This is a genomic window from Glycomyces sp. NRRL B-16210 (assembly GCF_000719515.1).
GTDB lineage: Bacteria > Actinomycetota > Actinomycetes > Mycobacteriales > Micromonosporaceae > Glycomyces.
On record NZ_JOGR01000010.1, the window covers coordinates 52,179 to 71,403 of the forward strand.

The window sequence follows — 19,225 nt, forward strand, 5'->3', positions numbered from 1 at the left end:
ATGGGAGCATAGGGGTCGACCGACGGGAGGCGGACTGGACATGGTGACGATGAGCGACGTGGCGCGGCTGGCCGGGGTGTCGAAGATGACGGTGTCCAATGTGGTCAACAACCGGGCCGGCGTCAGCGACCCGGTGCGCCTGCGCGTGCTCGAAGCGATCCAGAAGTCCGGGTACCGCCTCAACGTCAACGCCCGCACGCTCAAAGCAGGTCGGACCGGGGTGATCGGCCTGGCCGTGCCCGAGGTCGACCGGCCCTATTACGGGATGCTCGCCTCGCACGTGATCGAGGCGGCGAAGGAGCGGGGCTTCCACGTCGCCGTCGAGCAGACCGGCGCGGCGGCCGAGGGCGAGGCCCAGGCGATCGCGCAGTCCCACAAGCTCCAGTTCGACGGGCTCATACTGAGCGCGGTCGCGCTCGACCCGCGCGACCGCGGCCAGTCGTGGGGGGACTTCCCGATCGTGATGCTCGGCGAGCGCGACTTCGGCGCGAGCATCGACCACGTCGGGATGGCGAACGAGGCGGGCACGCGGGCCGCGACCGAGCACCTCATCGAGCGCGGCTGCGAGCGGATCGCGATCGTGACCGGCTGGACCCTCGAAGGGGTGCATGTGGTCTCGCGCCGCCACCGGGGCTACGCCGAGGCGCTGGAGGCGGCCGGGCTGGCCGCCGACCCGGCGCTCACGGCGCTGTCGGGGATGCACATGGGGCACGGCCGCAAGGCGATCCGCGAACTGCACGCCTCGGGCGCGAAGTTCGACGGGGTGGTCGCGGTGACCGACACCGTCGCCCAAGGCGTCCTGCGCGGGCTCGCGGACGTGGGGCTACGGTGCCCCGAGGACGTGCGCGTGATCGGCTTCGACGACATACCGGAGGCGGCCTACCTCGTTCCGTCGCTGTCCACTGTGGCTCCTGACCACCGGTGGATGGCCGAGAAGGCGGTGGCGCTCATCGCCGCCCGCCTCGACGACCCGGCCAGGCGGCCCGAGGAGCACACGGCCCCGTACGAGCTCGTCCTGCGCGAGTCGACGCGCTAGGCGCGAGGTTCGGGCACGGTGGCGACGATCTTGCCGATCTGATCGCCGCGTTCGAGGTAGCGGTGGGCCTCGGCGATGTCGTCGAGGGCGAAGGTGCGGTCGATCCTCGGCGCGAAGGCGCCGCTGCGCAGCCCTGAGACGACGAATGCCTCGGCCTCGCGCAGCCGCCGCCGGGACCGGGTGGTCTCGTGGACGAGGAAGGTGCGCATGTTCAACGCGGGCATCCCCAGGTCGAAGCCCGGGTACGGGGTCGGCTGGCCTGAAAGCGCGCCGTAGAGGAAGAGGGTGCCGTCGGAGGCGACCGCGCGGGCGAGGTCGGTGACGCCGGGCCCGGCCACGGCGTCGAAGGCGAACCGGGCGCCCTTCCCGCCGGTGAGGTCGAGGACGCGATCGGCGAGGGGCTCCTCGTCGGTCGCGATCACTTCGGCCGCACCGGCTTCGCGGAGCGCGTCCGCCTTGGCGCCGGTGCGGGTGGTCGCGATCGGCACGGCGCCCATGCGGTTGGCGATCTGGATCGCGGCGAGCCCGACGCTGCTGGAGGCGGCGGTGATCACCACGGCGTCGCCGGGGCGCATCCCGCCGACCTGGGCGAGCGCGCCGTACGCGGTGAGATAGGGCATCCAGACGGCGGCGCCGGTGACCGCGTCGAGGCCCTCGGGGCGGGCGAGCACCGCGAAGGCCGGGACGACGGCGCGTTCGGCGTAGACGGCGTAGTCGTTCATCGAGAAGGACGGGATCACGCTGACCGCCTGGCCCGCTTCGAGACCGGTGACGTCCGGGCCGACGGACTCGATCACCCCGGCGGCCTCGGCGCCGATCCGGGCCGGGAAGGCCCGGGGCCGCTCGATGTAGTGGCCGCGGCGGTAGAGCGCCTCGGCCCGGTTCAGGCCGATCGCCTCGATGCGCACGAGCACCTCCCCCGGGCCGGGCTCGCCGACCGGGAGGTCCTCCACCACGAGGACCTCGGGGTCGCCGTACTCGTGGAAACGCACCGTCTTCGCCATGTGGACCATTCCTCTCGAACTGGGTTCGAGGTCGATCATACGGAGGCATGGGTTGCACCGCAGCGGGATCGAGACGCGGCTCCCAAGACGCGAAGCCGCCCCCGACGCGGCGCGTCGGGGGCGGCGTCAGGCCGCGACTAGCTGAGCGAGCCGGTGACGTTGCCACCGGATTCGGTCACGTAGTACGTCACCGTCTCGCCGCTCCAGAAGTGGAAGGTGAGGGTCACTTTCTGGCCGTCGTTCACCTCGGCGAAGAAGTCCGAGGTCAGGCTGATCTGCCCGGCCGTGTAGTCGGGCCCGAAGGCCCGCGCGAATTCCTTGTAGGAGGTCCAGTTCTGCGGGCCGGCCGGAGTGCCGTCCGCGTACACCGCCTCCATCGTGGCCAGCTGGTCGCCGTTGAACGCGGTCGGGACCGCGAACGAGGAGGCCGAGCCGGAGGCCGCCGACACCGTCGGCGTGTCGTAGGAGACGATGCTGATGCGCCACGGCGCGCCCTGCGAGAACTCGGCGTGCAGGTCGGCCCGCACCCCGTGCGAGCGGTCCCCGAGCAGCTCGGTCAGCTTGCTCGCCTTGAGCGTCAGCGTCGAGCCCGAGACCGTGTAGTCGGTGCCCTCGACCAGCGGGGTCGAGCCGTGGTGCAGGCCCTCGAAGGAGGTCCCGTTCAGGTTGAGCTGCACGGTCTCGTCGGTGACGGCGTCCGACTGGGCGATGAACACCTGGTCGGTCTCGGCCGTGCCGGAGCGGCCGTGGACGCTCGCGTCGAGCATCGCGAACAGCTCCGGGTCGCTCCACTGGAACGAGGTGCGGCCCAGGTGCTGGCCGTTGTCCCACAGCTGGAGCGTCAGCTCCTTCTCGTTGGCGTAGTAGCCCGCGTACTCGAAGAACTTCAGCTTCTCGCCCTGCTCGATCGTCCCGGTGTGGGCGTCGAAGCCGAGCAGGCCGTACTCGCCGATGAGGACCGGGATCCCGTTGGCCACGAACTCGTCGTACGCCCGGTCGAAGGTGTCGGTGATGTCCTGCTGCACTTCGGCGTCGAAGGTCGTGTAGCCGGCGATGTTCACGCTGAAGGGCCAGAAGCCGTAGTAGTGGATGGTCGCGGCCAGGTTCGGGTCGTCCAGCGCCTCGATGGTCTCGGTGAGGGCGTCCAGGCGCTCCTGGTCGGCGTTCGTGTGCAGCGTCGGCAGGATGAGCACCCGGTCGGCGTTGCCGCCGCCCGAGCCGCGCACGATCTCGTGGAACGAGACGTTCAGGTCGTCGAGCAGCGCGTAGGCCGTCGCATCGTCCACATTGTTGAACTGCGGCTCGTTGATGCTCTCGAACAGGAGCTTCGGCGAGGCGTCGCGGAAGCGGTCGGCGAGGGTGTTCCAGATCGACTCGTACCGCGCCTCGACCACGGTGCGGTTCGAGTTCATGTCCGCGATCCAGATCCACGAGTCGTGGTGGATGTTGAGCACCACGTACAGGTCGGCGTCGAGGGCCCAGCCCACGACCTCCTCGACCCGGTCGAGGTAGGCGCCCTCGACCGCGTAGTCCGGGGCGCCGCCCTGGTGGTCGTCCCAGGTGACGGGGATGCGGATGCTGTTGTAGCCCTGGTCGGCGATGTTCTCGATGAGCGCCTGGGTGATCACCGGGTTGCCCCAGGCGGTCTCGTCGGGGCCGACCGAGTCGAGCGAGTTGCCGAGGTTCCAGCCCGGCTGCATCGCGGCGACGGTCTCCATCGCGCTGACGCTGCCGGTGGGCGGCGGGGTGGTCTCGGGCGGAGTCGTGGGCTCGGCGACGCCGCCGTCGCAGACGGTCCCGTTGAGGGTGAAGGAGCCCGGAACCTCGTTGGCCCCGGTCCAGGAGCCGTTGAACCCGAAGGAGACCGTGCCGGAACTGGAGATCGAGCCGTTGTAGCTCTCGTTGGTTGCGGTCACCTGGTCACCGGAGCTGGTCGTGATCGCGCCCCAGGCCTGCGTCACGCGCTGGCCGTTCGGGAACGTCCACGCCAAGTCCCAACCGCTCACGGCCGAACCGAGGTTCGTGATCGCCACGTTCGCGGTGAACCCGCCGGGCCACTCGGACGAGACCGTGTACTCGACCTCGCAGCCTTCGTCCGCGTAGGCGATCGAGGGCACGAGTATCCCGAGTCCCGCCGCCAAGACGGCGACCCCCATCACCGCGATGGCGACCCATCTCCTGGTACGACGCTTGACGCCTAGCATGGCACTCCCTAAGTCCGCGTTGCTGCCGGAGGCATTCCTGCCCGGGACTGCGTTGTCGAAAGACACGGAGCCGCGAAGGCTCATCGACAGTCCTCGATGCCACCTTAAGTTGGGTGACCCAACTTTGTCAATCGCTCCCAACCTGGATCTTCGCAGAGGGAGGGAGTGGGAACACCGATCAAGTTGCGCCCCAGGCATTCAGACCTCCGAAGAACGCAAAATGAGGGCGAAACTCACTCGAGCCGCGTCTCACGCGCAACGGACGGCGGCCGGTTCTGGTAGGGCGCTGTCGCGGTCGGCGTGGAGCGGATGCGCGGTCCGCACGAGGGTGGCGGCGAGGCGATCGAGTGCGCTCGTCCGGTTCGCTCCAGGCGCTCTACGACGGGAACGGCCCTTGGCGTTTGGCGGCTCGGCGGCGATGGGCTTTTTCGAGCAGGAGCATCACGGCGACCGCGATCCACAGCGGTGCCACGAGGACGTACACCGGGAACAGGATTTCGAGGTCGTCGGGAACCAGGATGTCTTGCAGGGGCTCGATGAGCACGAAGGTCAGCGACCAGGCGCCGCCGCAGAGCAGGGCGATGTAGGCGTGCCTCGGCGGGTAGTGATCCCGGTAGCGCCGCTGCACTTCGGCGCGGAACTGGGGATCGGAGCGCCAGGCCTCCCAGACGCGGTGTCGGCGGCTCTCGCCTTGGGCGGCGGCGAGGGCGCGGACCTCGTTCGCGGTGGTTTGCTCTCGCAGTGTCGATGCCGCGCGGGGAGGCTCGTCGGGCGAGTCGGCGAGGAGTCCGCGGCGTTCGGCGACCTTGAATTTCAGCTCGTCGAGCGTCACGCCCGGGAGGATGAAGCCGCGGTACATCACCCCGAGGACTCCGGCGAGCCACGCCAGGATGCCGAGGACGATGATCGCGATCTCGATGAAGCCGATGGCGGTCGCGTTCATCCCTGGTCCCGTCGTGAGCGTGCGATGCGCTGCCAAGGTAGCAGGGAGGGCCGCCGGGAACGTGTCCCGGCGGCCCCTCATCGCGTCATCGGATCGGGTTCCAGCCGTCGTTGCCCGCGAGGTAGTCCTGCGGCTCGAAGTTCGCCGCCTCGGAGGAGGACATCTGCGGCCGGTCGCCGTTCGCGCCGGAGCCGGGCCCGGTGTTCTGGTACTCGCTCAGGCGCGCGTCGCGCCAGCTCAGGCCGGACATGTCCGTCCAGGGATCGGCGCGGAAGTGCGCGCCGAGCACGCTCTCGCGGATGAGCACCTGCCCGCGGGCCGTGGTGGAGCCGCCGGCGGGCCAGGGCCTGCCGAGGTACACCGAGCCGTTCGGGGCGTTACTGGTCATCTCGCACTGGTAGATCAGGATCCCGTACGGGTTGGTGATCTCGGTGCTCGCCGCCGTCACGTAGCCGTTGTTCGAACTCGAACCGCGGTTGAGCGAGTGGATGCGGCAGTCGTCGAACACGGCGGTGCCGCGCCCGAAGATGAAGTCCACGTCGCCCTCGACGTAGCAGTCGTGGAAGTACTGCCGCGACACCGTCGCGGCGTTGGGCGTGTCGGTGAGCAGGGTGTCCTGGTTGCCGAGGAAGCGCACGTTGTCGAAGACCATCCGGTCGCCGACCACCTTCACCGCCACGGCCTGGCTGGCGCCGTGCGCCGCCTCGTCGTAGGTGTTCGCGAAGGTGAGGTCCTCGGCGGTGAAGTCGTTGCCCTGCAACAGGACGCTCGCGCTGCCGCTGGTGCCCCAGGTACCGCCGGAGCCGTTGTCGCAGCCGGCGCAGCGGTCGTCGTGGATCACCACGTCGGCCGCGTTGCCGGTGGCCCCGATGAAGGTGAGCCCGGTCTTGTTCGAGGGCACCTGCACGTTGCCCTTGTAGTTCCCGGCCTTGATGAGGATGGTCGCGCCCGGCGCGGCGGCGTTCACGGCCGCCTGCACGGTGGTGTGGTCGCCCGAGCCGTCGGCGGCGACCACGATGTCGGCCTGCACGTCGCCGCCTGCGGGGACGAGCCGCCACTGCTGGTTGGCGCCGCCGGTCGGCGTGTACTGGGAGATCCTGCCGCCCTTGGCGGTCGACCACTCCCAGACGTCGAGGGCCTTGCCCGAGGCGCGGTTGACGAAGGTGGCGTAGCCGCCGCTCTCGGTGATCTGCCACTGCTGGTTGGCGCTGCCGCCGTCGCCCCATTGCTGGACCTTCGCGCCGTCGGCGCCGCTGGCGCCCTCGACGTCGAGGACCATGCCGGAGTGGCGCGCCTCGATCTTGTAGTAGCCGCCGCCGGCGTCGACGAAGCGGAACTGCTGGTCGTACGAGCCGTTGCGGTCCCATTGGACGAGCTCGGCGCCGCTCGCGGTCGAGGCCGCGCGGATGCCGAGCACGAGCCCGGAATGGCGCGACTCGATGTTGAACCAGACGCCGGTCTCGACCGCGTTCGCGCTGGTGGTGGCGATGAGCGAAACGGTCCCGGCGAGGACCGCGCCCAGGATGAGGGACAGGGTCGCCGCGAGGCGACGTCCGAGTCGCGGGCGCCCTGAAGTACTCGATGTCATATCGACTCCATGGTGAAGCACCCGGTCGCTGAGACATGCCGGGAAATTCTCCTCAGCAATCCAGGCATTTACAGTTATCGATAACAATTGTTATCGTTGACACTGTAGCGCAAACCTTCCCGGCAGCCAATCCCCCGAGGCGAGATCGTCCACTGTCCGCTCGCGTTCAAGCGGACCGGACGGCATGATCACCGGGTGCTCCTGACGGTGCCGACCACCGCCCGGCCCGCGACCGATCTGGGCCCAAACCGAACCTGGACCGGCTGTGACGGCGGCGCGAGTACGCCCTCGGTCTCGAAGCGCTGCAACTGGTCACGACGAACGCTCCACTGTGGCGCTTGCACCGGTTCGTGTTCGCGGTCCTGGCGCTGGAGGCCGAACCGGTGGACCCGAGGCTGCGGCGGCGGACGGGGCGGCCCCTTCGGGCCGCCCCGTCCTCGCCGAAGCACCGCGGAGGGTTCAGCCGCGGAGGGTCGCGACCACGATCACGATGGCCAGCAAGGCGTCCAGGACGAAGCAGAACTCGGCGAGCGAGCGGGAGACGACCCGCTCGACCCGGTGGTGGTACACGTCCCAGCCGGCGTGGGCGAGCAGGGCCGCCGCTACCGTGTAGGCGGCGAGGTCGCCGCCCGCGAAGTACGACGCCACCGCGGCGACGCCGCCGATCGCGGCCATCGCCAGCGCCTGGAGCGGCAGGCCCGCGGCCGGGCGGACGGCCCCGCGCACGAGGCCGTAGACGGCGAGCAGGGCGGCGAGGCCGAGCAGGGACCAGTCGGCCGAGAACTCGAAGGGCGCGAACCTGGCGGCGCCGATGATCACGAACGTCAGGAGGAACAGCGGCCATGCCGCGCCGCGGCGGCCGAGTGCGGCGGCGCCGAGGTAGATGAACCCGGCGGCGGTGAGGATGGGCGAGAGGTCGCTTCCGGACGCCAGTCCGTAGGCGAGGAACGCGGCGGCGGCGATGCCGGCGACGGTGGGCCAGCGCCGCAGCGCGGCGCGCGCCGGGTTCTCGGTCCGGTGGGCGTGTTCGGGGGCGGTGGTCGTCATGGCGGTGCTCCTCGTATACCTAGAGGGGGTATCTGACCTCTTCACCTTCCCCTCCCCCGTCGCGGCGGTCAAGCTGCGCGGGCGGTGAGGTCCGAAATCTTGGCTTCATCGTCTTTCGGACCTACGATGGAGGGCATGGACACGCCTCGGGTGCTCGTCGTGGGCTACGACGACGCCGAACTGCTCGACATCGCCTGCGTCACGACCACGCTCGACGCGGTGCGCCACATCGACCCGAGGCTGGGGTACGACCTGACGCTCGCGACGCCCGGCGGGCGAACGATCACGTGCTCGACGGGGCTGGTGCTCAACGCGCAGGCGACGCTGGAGCGGGTGCGCGGTCCGATCGGGACGCTGGTGGTCTCGGGCGGGCTGGGGCATCTGAGCGCGGCGAAGGACGAGCGGCTGGTGGGGCATGTGCGGCGGCTGGCGCGCGAGAGCGAGCGGGTCGCGTCGCTGTGCACGGGCGCGAGCGTGCTCGCGGCGGCGGGCCTGCTCGACGGGCGGCGCGCGACCACGCACTGGCGTTTCGCGCAGGAGCTGGCCGAGGCGTATCCGCGGGTGGAGGTGGATTCGCGGCCGATCTGGGTGCAGGACGGGAACGTGTACACGGCGGCGGGGGTCACGAGCGCTCTGGATCTGGCGCTGTCGTTCATCGAGGCCGATTTCGGGGCGGACATGGCCCGGTGGGTGTCGCGGGCGATGGTGACCTATCTGCACCGGCCGGGGAATCAGGCGCAGATGAGCATGTTCACCGCCGCTCCGGCGGCCGACAACGGGCTGGTGCGGAAGGTCGCCGACCATGTGGCGGAGCGGTTGGACGCGGACTTGTCGACGGCGGCGCTGGCGGCGTTCGCGCGGGTCAGTCCGCGGCATCTGACGCGGTTGTTCCAGGCGGATCTGAAGCAGACGCCGGGCCGGTTCGTGCGGCGGGCGCGGGTGACGGCGGCGGCGCAGTTGCTGACGACCACGGATCTGCCGGTGGCGCGGGTGGCGCCGAAGTGCGGTTTCGCTTCGGCGGAGGCGCTGCGGCAGGCGTTCACGCGCGAGTACGGGATGGCCCCGTCGCGGTACCGGGCGGTGGCGTCCACGGCGGCTTGAGTCGTGTAGTTCGAACTACACGATATTCGTGTAGTCTCGACTACACGAAGGTGTCGCATCGGGTGGCGCCGGTCAGGGGGTGCCCGTGCGCAAGCCTGCTTCGATCGTCGGCCGGGATCTCGAATGGCGGGTCCTCGAACGGTTCTTGAAGGCCGGTGACGACGACTCGCTCAAGATCGGGATCGTCTCCGGCCGCCGCCGCGCGGGCAAGACGCATCTGCTGGCCGCGGCCGCGGAGACGGTCGGCGGGCTCTACCACGTCTGCGTCCAGGAGGAGGGCGACCTCTCGGCGAGGGCGCGTTTCGCGGCGGCGATCGGCGCGCACGGCGGCGTCACCGGCGTGGCGACCGCCGATTGGGAGTCGCTGCTGACCAGCGCACTCGAGGTGGCGGCACGGACGGCCCCGGCGGATCGGGCGCCGCTGCTGGTCATCGACGAGTTCCCGTACGCGATGGCCAAGGCGCCGCAGTTGCCGGGGCTCCTCCAGCTCCTCTACGACCGGGCGCGGCGCGGGGAGGGTCCGGGCGGGCGCGTCATCCTCTGCGGGTCGTCGTTGAGCGTCATGCGCGAGCTGCTGGCGGGGACCAAGCCGCTGCGCGGGCGGGCCGTGGTCGATCTGAAGATCGGGCCGCTGGACTACCGGCAGAGCGCCGAGCTGTGGGGCATCGGCGACGCGGAGACGAATCTGAAGGTCCACGCGTGCGTCGGCGGCTATCCGGGGTACCGGCCCCTCATCGACGCGGCGCCGCAGAGCCCGGACGAGTTCGAGCGGTGGGTGCCCGACACGCTTCTGAGCAAGGGCCTCGGGGTGTTCACGACGGCCGAGGTGGACTACCTGCTGCGCGAGGACCCGCGCATCAGCGACCGCTCGGCCTATTACGACGTGCTGGGCGCGATCGCGCGGGGCTCGACGACGCTGGCGAAGATCGGGACCGAGACCGGGCGCAGCAAGGACGCGGTGCGGCCGCTGCTGGCCACGCTCGAGTCGAGCGGGTACGTCGCGCGCCGCACCGATCTGGTGCGGGGGCGCAGTTCGATCGGCGTGTGCGATCCGATCATCCGCTTCGACCGGCTGATCACCGCGCCGCGGCTCGGGCAGCTCGGGCTGGGTCGGGCCGAGCAGGTCTGGAAGGCCATGCGGGACACGTTCCGCTCGCAGATCCTCGGGCCGCATTTCGAGGAGCTGGCCCGGGAGTGGGTGCACCGGTTCGCGCCCGAGGAGCTCGACCGCCCGGACGGTTTCGGCGAGGTGGGCACCGCGAACGTCCACGACCAGGCGGGGCGGGCCAAGTACGAGGTCGACGTCCTGGGGTTGCAGGGCAAGTCGGTCGCGTTCATCGGGGAGGCGAAGGCGAACGGGCAGCGCCAGGGCGTGGGCGCCCTTTCGCGGCTCCAGGTGATCAGGACGGCGCTCGGCGACCTCGGCTACCGGACCGGTGAGACGGTCCTGGGGGTGTTCTCGCTCAACGGGTTCACGCCGGAGCTGCGGGCGGCCGCGCGCGAGGGCGAGGCGGTCCTGCTGGACCTGGACCGCTTGTACGGCAAGGGTTGAGGACCCGCGGGGCTTCTGGGGCGTTGTCGAGGGCGATCACGGGGCTTGCGAAAGCTCGGGAATCGAGGGTCAGCCCAGGGATTTCCGGAGGGCGAGGACGAGGCGTTCGGCCCGGGTGTCCTCGGCGATCATGCTGCCGTTGACGTAGCCGAAGCCGAGCCGCGCCTCCGCGTCGGCGAACGCGAGCTGGCCGGAGGCGCCGTCATGGCCGAAGGAGGCGTCCGACAGCAGGATCCGGCCGCCGGGGTGGTTGATCTTGAACCCGGTCGAGAAGCGCGAACCGGGGGTGCCGTCCCAGTACCGGCCCTCGGAGCGCACCGTGAGAGCGTCGCGGACCGAGTCCTCGCCGATGAGGCGCACGCCGTCCACAGTGGTGACGGTGGCGGCGAGGATGCGGGCCAGCGCGGAGGCGGTGGCCACCGCGCCGCCGCCGGGGACCTCGATGGCGAGGGCCTCGGGGTCGTTGACGCCGCCGGGTTCGCCGAAGAGGCCGCCGGGGAAGAGCTTCCCGAACCGGATGGCGCGCTCGGCGAAGCGGTCGTCGGGCGAGGCGGGGTCGGGCCCGATCGGGCCGGGCGGCGGTTCGACGCGGGCGAGTCGGTCGCGGTGCTCGGGCGGGAGCCCGATCCAGGCGTCGGCTTCGAGGGGGCCGGCGATCTCGGCGGCGATGAACCGGCCGGGGGTCAGTCCGGTGGCGCGGCGGAGCGGTTCGCCGGCGAGCCAGCCGAAGGTGAGCGGGTGGTAGAGGAAGGCGGTGTCCGGTTCCCACAGGGGCCGCTGGTCCTCGATCGCGCGGATGAACGGGTGCCAGGCGGCGGCGTCGGCGGGGGTGAGGACGGTGTCGAGGAGGGGGAGCCCGGCCCGGTGGGCGAGGATCTGGCGGAGGGTGATCGTGTCCTTGCCGTGCCTGGCGAATTCGGGCCAGTCGCCTGCGACGGGGGCGTCGAAGTCGAGCAGGCCGCGTTCGGCGGCCATGTAGAGGCTGATCGACACGAGCGCTTTGGAGACCGAGAAGACGGTCGGGGCGGAGTCGGATCGCCAGGGGCGGCCGTGTCCGGCGGTGCCGCCCCAGAGGTCGACGACGAGGCGGCCGTCCCGGTGGACCGCGCAGGCGGCGCCGGTCTCGCCGGCTTCGGTGAAGTTGCGGGCGAAGGCGTCGGCGAGCGGGCCGTAGCCCTCGTCGGCGTGGCCGTGGATCGCTGGCGGCATCGGCGCTCTCCGGTCGGTGGTGCGGGCGGCAATGGTATCCCGGTCAGGGCGCGGATCTGACCTTCCGCGCGAGAGGCCGTCGAGGGGTGTGGCGGCGAGGGCGAGGCCGCCGAAGGGCCAGGGGGTCGGCGGCAGGCGGTGGGGTCGGGGAGGGGCGGGGAGCGGGTCGGCGATGGCGGCGGCGAGGGTGCCGGTGCCGACCCCCGACTCCGATGCCGGGAGATTTATCAAACACCTGTTTGAGGTTGCGCTCGTGCCGTGGTTCGGTATGTTGATCTTGAAACATATGTTCGACACGGTACGGGGGTTCTGGTGGCGACGAATGTCGCGGCCGCGTTGGCCGCTGAGCTCGGTCTGCGCACCGCCGCGGACCTGCGTCCCGCCGTCGAACCGCGTCCCGAGGCCGGGCGGCTCGAGACCGTGGAGCAGCCTTTCGCGCGGCCCGCGACGATCGCGCCCGCGAAGGCCATTCTGCCCGTCACCCCCGACATTTCCGCGCTCCTCCCCCACGGCGGACTCGCGACGGTGACCGCGATCACCGCTTCGCGCCATGGGGCCACCTCGCTGCTGTGGCGGCTCCTCGCCGGTCCGACCAGGGCGGGCGCCTGGTGCGCCCTGGTCGGGATGCCGCGGATCTACCCGCTGGCGGCCACGGCGGCCGGGGTCGACCTCGACCGGGTGGCGCTGGTCGATCCCGGGACGCTCGTCGCCGAGGCGGCGGGCACACTCGCCGAGGGCATCGCCGCGCTGGTGCTCCCGAGCGAGGGCCTGGCCCCGACACAGATGCGGCGGCTGACGGCACGGGCCCGCAGGAGTGGCACCGCGATCGTGTGGTGGGAGACCCGGATCGTGGCCGGCGCCGACGCCCGCCTTGATGTGTCCCGGGCTCGTTGGAAGGGCCTGCGCGCGAACACCGGACGCCGCTGGGGCGCCGGACGGCTCGACGCCTGCGAGCTGGAGGTGGCCTCCCGCTGGCGCAGCGGCGGCACCCGCCGGGCCCGGATCTGGCCCTACGGCGGCGACCTCGACGATGCCGGCGGCAACGTCGTGGACCTGCGGTCCCGTCCGGCAGGCGAACGCGAGGTACGGCGCGGCGACCGCACGGGAGCCATGGTCGAGCCCGTGTCGCTCGCGGAGCTGCGGGAGGCGACCGCGAGGCGAGGTGATCCGAGGTGAACACGGATCGTGCAGGCGACCTCGGGCGAAGCCGAGCTGAGACCGTACGCCTCGCAGCGCACCCGGCCGGACGGGGAATGAGCACCCGAGTACGGGACCGGCACGCCTCCGCGTCCCCCGGCCGCGGGTGGTCCGAGATGAGCGCCGACCGCACCGGCAGCCCCGGGCGAAACCGGGGCGAGACCGCCCTCCTCACGGTGCACCCCGCCGGACAGGCGATGAACGCCCCCATGCGAAACCGGGACCGACACGCCTCCGCGTCCCCCGGCCGCGGGTGGTCCGACATGAACGCCGACCGCACCGGCAACCCCGGGCAAAACCGAGCCGCGTCCGCCCTCCTCACGGCGCACCCGGCCGGACAGGCGATGAACGCCCGAGTACGGGACCAGAACCGACACGCCTCCGCCTCCCCGGCCGAGATGAGCACCGATCGTGCAGGCGACCTCGGGCGAAACCGAACCGGGTCCGCCCTCCTCACGGCGCACCCGGCTGGACAGGCGATGAACGCCCGAGTGCGAGACCGGGACCGGCACACCTCCGCGTCCCCCGGCCGCGGGTGGTCCGACATGAACGCCGACCGCACCGGCGACCCCGGGCGAAGCCGAACCGGGTCCAGACGCCTCACGGCGGACCCGGCTAGACAGGCGATGAACGTCCGAGTACGGGACATGGCCCGACGCACCTCGGCGTCCCCGGTCGAGATGAACGCTGACCGCACCGGCGGCCCCAGGCGAAACCGGGCCGAGCCCGCCCGCCTCACAGTGCACCCCGCCGGACAGGCGATGAGCGCCTCAATGCGAGACCAGGACCGGCACGCCTCCGCGTCCCCCGGCCGCAAGTGGTCCGACATGAGCGGCGACCGCACCAGCAGCCCCGGGCGAAGCCGAACCGGGTCCGCACGCTTCACAGCACTCCCGGCCGGACGGGGAATGAGCGCCCGAGTACGGGACACGGCCCGACACGCCTCCGCGTCCTCGTCCGAGGTAAACGCCGACCGCACCGGCAGCCCCGGACGAAACCGGGGCGAGACCGCCCTCCTCACATCGCACCCCGCCGTACAGGCGATGAACGCCCCAATGCGGGACCGGCACCCACACGCCTCCTCCTCCCCGGGCGGGCCGACATGAGTGCCCGGGTGCGGCGCGCTCCGAGCCGCATCCTGGTGATGCGCCTCGTGGACTGGGACACCGAGGACGCGATCGCGTTCGAACCCGTGCTGGAGGCCCTCGACCTCCTCACCCCGTACGTCGAAGTGCTCGAACCGGGCTGCGCGGCCGTGCCGCTGCGCGCCGGGGCCGGCGACGAGGCGACATTCTGCGAGCGGCTCATCGACACCGTCTCAGGGCTCGTGGGCCAGGACTGCCTCACCGGCGTCGCCGACGGCCTCTTCGCCGCGGTCCTCGCCGCCCGCGACGGCCGGATCGTCCCCACCGGGCACGACGCGGCCTTCCTCGGCGAACGCGACATCACCGACCTCCAGGCCACCGGACTGGTCGAATCCGAGACCTGCGAAACCCTGCGGCACTTGGGAATCACCACGCTCGGGGCCTTCCGGGCCCTGCCCGCGCAGGCGGTCGCCGAACGGTTCGGACCGGCCGCCCGCCGCGCCCAGCTCCTCGCCGCCGGGCACCTCACCCGCCCGCTCGCGCCCCGGCAGGTCGCACCGGAACTGGCGGTGACCGAGACCCCCGAGACCCCTTACGCCAACGTCGAACAGGCCGTCTTCGCCGCCAGGCCCCTGGCCGAACGGCTGCTGACGCTGCTCGACGAGCGCAACCTCACCTGCACCCGCGTCACCGTCACCGCCCGCACCGCCGGCGGCCTGGAGCGGCGCCGCACCTGGCAGGTCGACCCCGCCACCGATCACCTCCACGGCTCGGCGAGCTTCGCCGAGAGGGCCGCCGGACTGGCCCGGCGGGTGCGCTGGCAGTTCGAGGGCTGGCTCAGCACGGCCCCCGCGGCCGACGCCGGGACCGACGCCACCGCCGTCACCGAGATCGAGCTCGCCCCGGGCGGACTGGTCGGCCTCGTCGAGGCCGGGCGCGGGCTGTGGGACACCAAGGACACCGCCGTCGTCAAGGCCGAGGCCGCCCTGCGGCACGCGCAGAGCCTGTTCGGCCCCGACGCCGTGCGCATCGCCACCGCCACCGACGGCCGCGGTCTGGACGAGCGGTTCGGCAGCAGCGCATGGGAAGTCGAGGCCGCACCGCCGCCGCCTTCGGGACCGTGGCCGGGCCGCCTGCCCGACCCGCTCCCGACCCTCATCGGCACCGGCGAGACCGTCGCGGTCCTGGACCCTGCCGGAGCGCCGGTCACCGTCGCGGCCCGCGGCGACCTCTCGGCCCCGCCAGCCCTGGTGTCCTTGGGCGGCAGGCGACTCCGGATCACCGCGTGGGCCGGCCCGTGGCCGGTGGTCGAACGGTGGTGGAGCGAGGAGGCCAGGCGCTACGCCCGCCTGCAAGTCGAACTCGCCGACGGCCGCGCCGCACTACTGCACTGCGAGGGAGGCCGGTGGAAGGCGGTGGGCTGGTATGACTGACCGGGGAACGGGTGCGGGCGGGAGCGGATCTGGCGTGCGTCGGCGGCCGCGACTCGTACAGGCGCGCAAGCGAAAACGGGCCTCGGCGCGCGCACGCCGGCTTCCGCACCGTCCAAGGCGCGCGACCGGAGGCGGTCGATCCTCATGACCGCTTACGCCGAGCTGCACTGCCACTCCTACTACTCCTTCGCCGACGGGGCCGACTCCCCCGCCGACCTCGTCGCCGAAGCGGCCGAACTGGGACTGACCGGCCTCGCCATCACCGACCACGACGGGTTCTACGGCATTCCCCAGTTCGCCGCGGCCGCGGCCGACGCCGGCCTGCTGACGGTCTTCGGGGCCGAACTCGACCTCGGCATGAGCCGCGCCCGCAGGGGCCAGCCCGACCCGGCCGGGGAGCACCTGGTCGTCCTCGCCCGCGACCCCGCCGGATACCGGCGCCTCTCGCGCGCCATCACCGAGGCCAAACTCGCCACCGGAGAGAAGGACCTGCCCCAGTACGACCTGCGGCGGCTCGCCGAGCACGCCGGCGGGCGCTGGCAGATCCTCACCGGCTGCCGCAAAGGGCCCCTGAACGCCGCCATCGACAACGCGCCGTCCAAACGCGACGGACTCCGGGCGGCGGAGCGGCGCCTGCGCGAACTCCTCGACTGGTTCGGGCCGGGGAACGTCGCGGTCGAACTCACCTGCCACGACCTGCCCGGAGACATCGAGCGGATCGAGGCGCTCGCGAGCGTCGCCTACCGCTGCGGCGCACCCGTGGTCGCCACCAACAACGTTCACTACGCCGCGCCCCGCCGCCACCGCGTCGCCGCCGCGCTCGCGGCGATCCGCTCCCGGCGCACCCTCGACACGATCGACCCGTACCTCCCGGCCGCCGCGGCCGCCCACCTGCGCAGCGGCGCCGAGATGGCCCGGCGGTTCGCCGACTTCCCGGACGCCGTCGCGAACGCCGCGGCCATCGCCGCCGAATGCGAGTTCAACCTGCGCCTGCTCGCCCCGCAGCTCCCGCGCTTCCCGGTCCAAAGGGGCTACGACGACTTCTCGTACCTGGCCCGGAGAGTCCGGGAAGGAGCGCTGCAACGCTACGGACCCTTCGACGACGAGCGGGTCCCCGGCGCCTGGAAACAACTCGAAAAGGAGCTGGGCGTCATCAAGGCGCTCGGGTTCGAGGGGTACTTCCTCATCGTCTTCGACATCGTGAACTTCTGCCGCGAGCACGACATCTTCTGCCAGGGAAGGGGATCGGCCGCCAACAGCGCGGTCTGCTACGCCCTCGGCATCACCAATGTGGACCCGGTGGGGTTCGGCCTGCTGTTCGAGCGGTTCCTCTCGGCCGACCGGGACGGACCGCCCGACATCGACATCGACATCGAGTCGGGCCGCCGCGAAGAGGTCATCCAGTACGTCTACGCCAAGTACGGCCGCGACCGGGCGGCCCTGGTCGCCAACGTCGTCAGCTACCGCCCCCGCTCGGCCGTCCGCGATGCGGCCAAAGCCCTCGGCCACTCCCACGACCAGGCCGTCGCCTGGTCGAAGCGGCTGCACCACTGGAGCGGCCTGGACCCCGACGAGGCCGAGGGCGTCCCCGTCGACGTCCAGGCCCTCGCCGCCGAGCTCGCCCGAATGCCCCAGCACCTGGGCATCCACCCCGGAGGCATGGTGCTCACCGAGCAGCCGGTCTCGGAGATCGTGCCGGTCGAACCGGCCCGGATGAAGGACCGCACCGTCCTGCAATGGGACAAGGAGGACTGCGCCGACGCCAGCCTCGTCAAATTCGACCTGCTGGGGCTGGGAATGCTGGAGGCCCTGCACCGCATGGTCGACCTCGTGCGGGGCTTCCACGGAGAGCAGGTCGACCTCGCGGCGCTCCCGCCCGACGACCCCGAGGTCTACGCCATGCTCCGCCGAGCCGACACCGTGGGCGTCTTCCAGGTCGAGTCCCGGGCGCAGATGGCGACCCTGCCGCGGCTGCGGCCTGAGGTCTTCCGCGACCTCGTCGCCGAGGTCGCGCTCATCCGCCCCGGCCCCATCCAAGGCGGCGCGGTCCACCCCTACCTTCGCCGCCGCCAAGGAGAACCGTGGCGCGACAAGGTCCCCGAAGTCCTCCACAAGACGCTCGCCAAGACGTACGGGGTGCCGCTGTTCCAAGAGCAGCTCATGCAGATCGCCATCGACGCCGCGGGCTTCGACGGCGGCGAGGCCGACCGGCTGCGCCGCGCCATGGGCGCCAAGCGGTCGGCCGAGCGCATGGAAGAGCTCAAGGCGCGGCTGTACACGGGCATGGCCGAGCGCGGCATCGTCGGCGACCAGGCCGACCAGATCTACGAGCAGCTCAAATCCTTCGCCGACTTCGGCTTCCCCGAATCACATGCCGCCAGCTTCGCGCACCTGGTGTACTCCTCGTCCTGGCTCAAGTGCCACTACCCGGCCGCGTTCTACGCCGGGCTCCTCGCGAGCCAGCCGATGGGCTTCTACTCCCCCGCCTCGCTGATCGCCGACGCGCAGCGCCACGGCCTCGCCGTCCTGGCCCCGGACGTCAACGCCAGCAAGGAGAACGCGGCCCTCATCGACACCGAGACCCCGGCGGTCCCACCCGTCCACGGCGCCGCGGACCTGCGCCTCGGACTCGACAACGTCAAAGGCCTCGGCGACCCGGCGGCCCAGCGGATCGTCGCCGCCCGTGAGACGGACGGCCCCTTCACGAGCCTCGCCGACCTCGCCCGCCGGGCCGGCCTCGACCGGCAGCGGCTGGAGAAGCTCGCCGTCGCCGGGGCCCTGGAGAGCCTCGAACCCGACCGGCGCCAGGCGCTCTGGGCCGCGGGAACGGTCGACGAGCGGCCCGGCACCATCCCCGGCACCGGCCCGGCCGCGCCGCCGCCGACCCTGCCGGGCATGAGCGCGGCCGAACTCGCGCGGGCCGACTACACCGGGCTGGGGCTGTCGGTCGAGACCCACCCGATGGAGCTCGTCCGGGCCGAACTCGACGCCGACGGGGTGCTGCCGGCGAGGCGACTGCCGCACATGAAGGACGGCAAGCGCGTCGAGATCGCGGGGATCGTGACCCACCGCCAGCGCCCCTCGACGGCGAAGGGCGTGACGTTCCTGAGCTTGGAGGACGAGACGGGGATCGCCAACGTGGTGTGCTCGCAGGGGCTCTGGAAGCGCTGGCAGAGCGTGGCCTCGGTCGCCAAGGCGCTGCGGATCAAGGGAACGGTCGAGAAGGCGGCGGACGCGCACGCGAGCGCGATGCCGATGATCGTGGCCTACAAGCTCGTCGAGCTGGACTTGAACAGCCCGGCGGCGCCGTCCCGGGACTTCCGTTGAGGACGGCTTCCGAGGTCTAGGGCGTGGCCTTGGTGAAGGTCATGTCGAAGTCGTGGGTCCAGGTGCGGCCCTGGTCGCGGGAGAGGTCCAAGCGCACGTCGATGCGGGTGCCGTCGGGGGTGAAGGTGCCGGAGAAGTGCTGGAAGAAGTCCGGGCCGCGCCGCTCCAGGGACCAGGAGTCGTCGCTGAGGTGCATCGTGAAGTCGCGGGTGGCGCCGCGGGAGTCGTAGTAGCGGTAGGCGTAGCCGTCGTCGCCGGGGCCGATGACGGCCAGCCATTCGGGGAAGTCGGGGTGCTCGATGGTGAGGCTCTGGACGAGGAAGGCGCCGCCGAGGGCCCATTCGAAGTTGCTGGAGCCGGAGATGGGGGCGCGGGAGACGGCGGGGTCGGGGTGCCGGACCTCGACGGCCCAGGTCCCTGCCAGTGTGCGGAGCCGTTCCAGGCGCGGGTCGTTCGTCACCATGTCTGCCTCCGTGCGTCGGTGCGGGGTACCGCGAGC

The 19,225-nt window shown here is 71.7% G+C and carries 13 protein-coding genes and 1 pseudogene; 7 read left to right on the plus strand and 7 right to left on the minus strand.

Going from position 1 to position 19,225, the window contains the following annotated elements:
* Positions 1-40: 40 nt before the first annotated feature.
* Positions 41-1,036, plus strand: coding sequence for a LacI family DNA-binding transcriptional regulator (locus tag IF12_RS0114485; RefSeq protein WP_030159493.1), 996 nt, complete (start codon positions 41-43; stop codon positions 1,034-1,036).
* Here the strand turns inward: IF12_RS0114485 and IF12_RS0114490 are convergent.
* The 4 genes from IF12_RS0114490 to IF12_RS25040 all read right to left on the minus strand — a co-directional run bounded on the left by IF12_RS0114490 (position 1,033) and on the right by IF12_RS25040 (position 6,775).
* Positions 1,033-2,040, minus strand: a complete 1,008-nt coding sequence (locus tag IF12_RS0114490; RefSeq protein ID WP_030159495.1) for a zinc-dependent alcohol dehydrogenase family protein — start codon at positions 2,038-2,040, stop codon at positions 1,033-1,035. The two genes, IF12_RS0114485 and IF12_RS0114490, sit on opposite strands and share 4 nt — an antisense overlap.
* A 137-nt stretch (positions 2,041-2,177) precedes the next feature.
* Complete coding sequence (locus IF12_RS0114495; RefSeq protein ID WP_081913609.1) at positions 2,178-4,244, minus strand: cellulase family glycosylhydrolase; 2,067 nt, start codon at positions 4,242-4,244, stop codon at positions 2,178-2,180.
* A 376-nt stretch (positions 4,245-4,620) separates the two neighbouring features.
* Positions 4,621-5,187, minus strand: a complete 567-nt coding sequence (locus IF12_RS0114500; RefSeq protein WP_030159500.1) for a hypothetical protein — start codon at positions 5,185-5,187, stop codon at positions 4,621-4,623.
* Between the two features lie 85 nt (positions 5,188-5,272).
* A complete protein-coding gene (locus IF12_RS25040; protein ID WP_081913610.1) occupies positions 5,273-6,775 on the minus strand; it encodes a pectinesterase family protein in 1,503 nt (500 codons plus the stop codon).
* Between the two features lie 275 nt (positions 6,776-7,050).
* On the opposite strand from IF12_RS25040, the pseudogene IF12_RS27265 reads away from it, so the two are divergent.
* Positions 7,051-7,173: pseudogene (locus IF12_RS27265) on the plus strand (hypothetical protein); the annotation flags it as partial.
* Positions 7,174-7,234: 61 nt separating this feature from the next.
* On the opposite strand, the gene IF12_RS26665 reads toward IF12_RS27265, so the two are convergent.
* Entirely contained in the window at positions 7,235-7,822 is a 588-nt protein-coding gene (locus IF12_RS26665) for a hypothetical protein (protein ID WP_051704409.1), read from the minus strand.
* Between the two features lie 135 nt (positions 7,823-7,957).
* On the opposite strand from IF12_RS26665, the gene IF12_RS0114515 reads away from it, so the two are divergent.
* Both IF12_RS0114515 and IF12_RS0114520 read left to right on the plus strand, forming a co-directional pair.
* Positions 7,958-8,923 carry a GlxA family transcriptional regulator gene (locus IF12_RS0114515; protein WP_030159505.1) on the plus strand — a complete coding sequence of 322 codons (966 nt, stop codon included), beginning with the start codon at positions 7,958-7,960 and terminating at the stop codon, positions 8,921-8,923.
* Between the two features lie 85 nt (positions 8,924-9,008).
* Positions 9,009-10,475 carry an ATP-binding protein gene (locus IF12_RS0114520; protein WP_030159507.1) on the plus strand — a complete coding sequence of 489 codons (1,467 nt, stop codon included), beginning with the start codon at positions 9,009-9,011 and terminating at the stop codon, positions 10,473-10,475.
* A gap of 69 nt (positions 10,476-10,544) precedes the next feature.
* Here the strand turns inward: IF12_RS0114520 and IF12_RS0114525 are convergent, their stop codons facing one another.
* Complete coding sequence (locus IF12_RS0114525; protein ID WP_030159509.1) at positions 10,545-11,684, minus strand: serine hydrolase domain-containing protein; 1,140 nt, start codon at positions 11,682-11,684, stop codon at positions 10,545-10,547.
* A 312-nt stretch (positions 11,685-11,996) separates the two neighbouring features.
* On the opposite strand from IF12_RS0114525, the gene IF12_RS24225 reads away from it, so the two are divergent.
* The 3 genes from IF12_RS24225 to IF12_RS0114540 all read left to right on the plus strand — a co-directional run bounded on the left by IF12_RS24225 (position 11,997) and on the right by IF12_RS0114540 (position 18,726).
* Entirely contained in the window at positions 11,997-12,860 is an 864-nt protein-coding gene (locus IF12_RS24225) for a hypothetical protein (protein WP_051704411.1), read from the plus strand.
* Positions 12,861-13,983: 1,123 nt separating this feature from the next.
* Positions 13,984-15,399: a DNA polymerase Y family protein gene (locus IF12_RS0114535; protein ID WP_133884304.1), complete on the plus strand. Its 1,416-nt coding sequence runs from the start codon at positions 13,984-13,986 to the stop codon at positions 15,397-15,399.
* A gap of 144 nt (positions 15,400-15,543) precedes the next feature.
* Positions 15,544-18,726 (plus strand): error-prone DNA polymerase, encoded by a 3,183-nt coding sequence (locus IF12_RS0114540; protein WP_051704413.1) that lies wholly within the window; start codon positions 15,544-15,546, stop codon positions 18,724-18,726.
* A 16-nt stretch (positions 18,727-18,742) separates the two neighbouring features.
* Here the strand turns inward: IF12_RS0114540 and IF12_RS0114545 are convergent, their stop codons facing one another.
* Positions 18,743-19,189 carry a hypothetical protein gene (locus tag IF12_RS0114545; RefSeq protein WP_051704414.1) on the minus strand — a complete coding sequence of 149 codons (447 nt, stop codon included), beginning with the start codon at positions 19,187-19,189 and terminating at the stop codon, positions 18,743-18,745.
* Between the last annotated feature and the right edge of the window lie 36 nt (positions 19,190-19,225).

Coding starts and splice junctions, on each gene's coding strand:
- IF12_RS0114540 (WP_051704413.1), top strand. CDS start 15,544: ATGACCGCTTACGCCGAGCTGCACTGCCACTCCTACTACTCCTTCGCC.
- IF12_RS0114515 (WP_030159505.1), top strand. CDS start 7,958: ATGGACACGCCTCGGGTGCTCGTCGTGGGCTACGACGACGCCGAACTG.
- IF12_RS0114500 (WP_030159500.1), bottom strand. CDS start 5,187: ATGAACGCGACCGCCATCGGCTTCATCGAGATCGCGATCATCGTCCTC.
- IF12_RS0114495 (WP_081913609.1), bottom strand. CDS start 4,244: ATGCTAGGCGTCAAGCGTCGTACCAGGAGATGGGTCGCCATCGCGGTG.
- IF12_RS25040 (WP_081913610.1), bottom strand. CDS start 6,775: ATGACATCGAGTACTTCAGGGCGCCCGCGACTCGGACGTCGCCTCGCG.
- IF12_RS0114525 (WP_030159509.1), bottom strand. CDS start 11,684: ATGCCGCCAGCGATCCACGGCCACGCCGACGAGGGCTACGGCCCGCTC.
- IF12_RS0114485 (WP_030159493.1), top strand. CDS start 41: ATGGTGACGATGAGCGACGTGGCGCGGCTGGCCGGGGTGTCGAAGATG.
- IF12_RS0114490 (WP_030159495.1), bottom strand. CDS start 2,040: ATGGCGAAGACGGTGCGTTTCCACGAGTACGGCGACCCCGAGGTCCTC.
- IF12_RS0114535 (WP_133884304.1), top strand. CDS start 13,984: ATGAGTGCCCGGGTGCGGCGCGCTCCGAGCCGCATCCTGGTGATGCGC.
- IF12_RS26665 (WP_051704409.1), bottom strand. CDS start 7,822: ATGACGACCACCGCCCCCGAACACGCCCACCGGACCGAGAACCCGGCG.
- IF12_RS0114545 (WP_051704414.1), bottom strand. CDS start 19,189: ATGGTGACGAACGACCCGCGCCTGGAACGGCTCCGCACACTGGCAGGG.